This is a genomic window from Promineifilum sp. (SeqCode) (assembly GCF_041918635.1).
Lineage (GTDB): Bacteria > Chloroflexota > Anaerolineae > Promineifilales > Promineifilaceae > Promineifilum.
On sequence record NZ_JAYRVJ010000213.1, the window covers coordinates 1 to 2,388 of the forward strand.

The window sequence follows — 2,388 nt, forward strand, 5'->3', positions numbered from 1 at the left end:
GGGCGGGCGCGCATGACGGCCATGCTGGCCCGACCCTGGGTGCACGGCCTGACCGCCGTCTATTGCAGCGACGAGCAGAAGGCGCTCGATGGGGCCGCCATCCTGGCCGGCCATCTGGGCCTCACACCAATCGTGATGGCCGCGCTGGGCGAAGTGGAGCGCTCGTCAACCGGCTTCTTGCCGGAGGCGGAACACGCCGTCGCCGCGCGGCTGCTGTTCGAGCGGCCGGATGAGAGCATCCGCGGCTGGGAGACGGCCCGCCAGGCCCAAGCGCGGTTTATGGCAGCTATCGAGGCGATTCTAGCCGGCAGGGGAGCAACGGAGCAGGGGAGCAGGGGTGTACAGGAGGGCGACATTGCCATCGTCGCCCACGGCGCGGTGGGCACGCTTTATCTGTGCCACCTGAAAGGCGTCCCCATCTCGCTGAGCGAAGCCCAACCGGGGCGCGACGGCGGCCACTACTACTGCTTTGACGCGGCGGCGAAGAAGTTGCGCCACGGCTGGGTGCGTATCGAGCCGGAAGCGGAATAATCCGCAGATCTCGCAGATTTTGAAGAGGCGGCCTGATTCAATCCGTGTTGACCCGCTAAATCCGTGCGAATCCGTGGTTCATTTATTCTCTCGCCCGGCCGATGTGGACGATATACCAGGCCGGGTCGCCCGTGCGCACACCCTTGAGCGCCCATTCCAGCTCCAAATAGGCGGCGCGAAAGCGAGCGCGTTCGAGGAGATCGGAAATGGCCGGGTCGGCGCCGGCCATGCGCCGCACAAACGACCCGCCATAGGCGCCAAGCAGCAGGGCGTAGTCGCCCGCCGGATCGCCCCAGCCCGCCTCGCCAAAGTCCAGCACGCCGCTCAGCCGGCCGGTCGTCGGGTCGAGCAGCAGATGATAGGGCGCCAGATCGTTGTGGATGAGCGCCGGCTCATAGTCCATACTCAGGCGGCCGTCCAGCAGCGGCGCGAACAGGTCTTCAATGTAGGCATGCTGGTCGGCCCATAGGTGGGGGTAGAGTTCGGTTCTTAGCGTGTTGAGGCGCTCCGCCCATGGCGCAGGGGGGCGGGGGAGCGGGGGAGCAGGGGGGAGAGTAGCCCAAGCTTCAACGCCATACAAACTATAACTTTTGATAGACGCATCAGTGACAAACAACCCTTATGATTGGGGGTGTCATCGCATGACCGCGTGACAGTTCATACTTCATTCGTGAAGGAGGCTTCATCATGTTGCGCATTCTTATTGCCGCTCTGCTCATCCTCGCCGGACACTTCGCCCTGTCGGTTTACAACCCCGGTCCGAAGGCCACGATCATCTGGCCCTGGGGTGAGAACTCACAGGCCATCATCGCCGGGATTGGTGGGCTGCCCAAACAAGGTGGCCTGGCGTCCATGCTGCTGGGCACGGGGGCCACGCTGGCCTTCGTCGCCGCTTTCCTGAGCCTGTTTGGCTGGTTCGTCCCGGCCACGTGGTTCCAACCGCTCGTCATCGTCGGCTCGGCCGCGTCACTGGTGCTCTTCACGCTGTTCTTTAGCCCCATCGCCCTGGTTCCGATGGCCGTCAACGCCGTGTTGCTGATCGGCGTGCTGTCGCTGCATTGGACGCCGGCGACGGTGCAGTAGTTGGGTCGCCGCGCCCACCGGATAGCTGAACACGGGTGGAAGCCGAGCGCGACCATAATGAATATCCCATTGCAACTCATCGTCTTCGGCGGCATCGCCCTGCTCTATGTGATTTATCGCCGGCTGCGCGGCGACCCGTGGCGCGAGGCGCTGAGCAAGGTGGGCCTGCGCGGCAGCCCGGCCGTGTACTATCTGTGGGCGCTGGGGGTAGTGGTCATCATTGCTGCCCTCAGCGCGCTGGTCTTCAGGTTCATTCCCGCCGACCTATTGAACGATCCGCAGATCGCCCAGTCAGCCTATACCGGTCTGGCCCTGACGGCGGCCAACGTCGCCCGCGTCTTTCTTATCGAGGCGCTGACGGTCGCGCTCGGTGAGGAGTTGTTCTTCCGCGGCCTGTTGGGCGGAGCGCTGATGCGGCGTTTTGGCTTCGTCATCGGCAACCTGATCCAGTCGCTCTTGTTCCTGCTACCACACCTCTTCCTGTTAACGGCCAGCGCGCGCCTGGGGCTGCTTTTGCCGGTGCAATGGCTGGCCGGCTGGCTGCAAGGCTGGCTGTTTTGGCGGTCGAAGAGTATGCTGCCGGGCTGGCTGGCTCATACGCTCATCAATACGCTCAGCGCCATGGGGCAAATGGCCGGCTGAGGGGGAAACCTAGGCGGCCAATTAGCTCAAACTGTATCCTGCACGACAAGCGCGCGCACTTCCTATGCTACACTGCCTCTGGAGGTTCGCCATCATGCAATCCGGCAGTCGTACAGGGTTCGATACAGGTAA

General features: G+C 63.7%; 4 protein-coding genes. 3 read left to right on the forward strand and 1 reads right to left on the reverse strand.

Annotated elements, in window-relative coordinates:
- A partial coding sequence (locus ACE3UY_RS07300) for a histidine phosphatase family protein (protein ID WP_374686882.1) occupies positions 1 to 531 on the forward strand: 531 nt, incomplete at its 5' end.
- 82 nt (positions 532 to 613) lie between these two features.
- On the opposite strand, the gene ACE3UY_RS07305 is transcribed toward ACE3UY_RS07300, so the two are convergent.
- Entirely contained in the window at positions 614 to 1,111 is a 498-nt protein-coding gene (locus tag ACE3UY_RS07305; protein ID WP_374686883.1) for a phosphotransferase family protein, read from the reverse strand.
- Positions 1,112 to 1,218: 107 nt separating this feature from the next.
- Between ACE3UY_RS07305 and ACE3UY_RS07310 the strand changes: the two genes are divergently transcribed.
- Entirely contained in the window at positions 1,219 to 1,614 is a 396-nt protein-coding gene (locus ACE3UY_RS07310) for a hypothetical protein (protein ID WP_374686884.1), read from the forward strand.
- Positions 1,615 to 1,671: 57 nt separating this feature from the next.
- Positions 1,672 to 2,256 carry a lysostaphin resistance A-like protein gene (locus tag ACE3UY_RS07315; RefSeq protein WP_374686885.1) on the forward strand — a complete coding sequence of 195 codons (585 nt, stop codon included), beginning with the start codon at positions 1,672 to 1,674 and terminating at the stop codon, positions 2,254 to 2,256.
- The last annotated feature ends 132 nt before the right edge of the window (positions 2,257 to 2,388 follow it).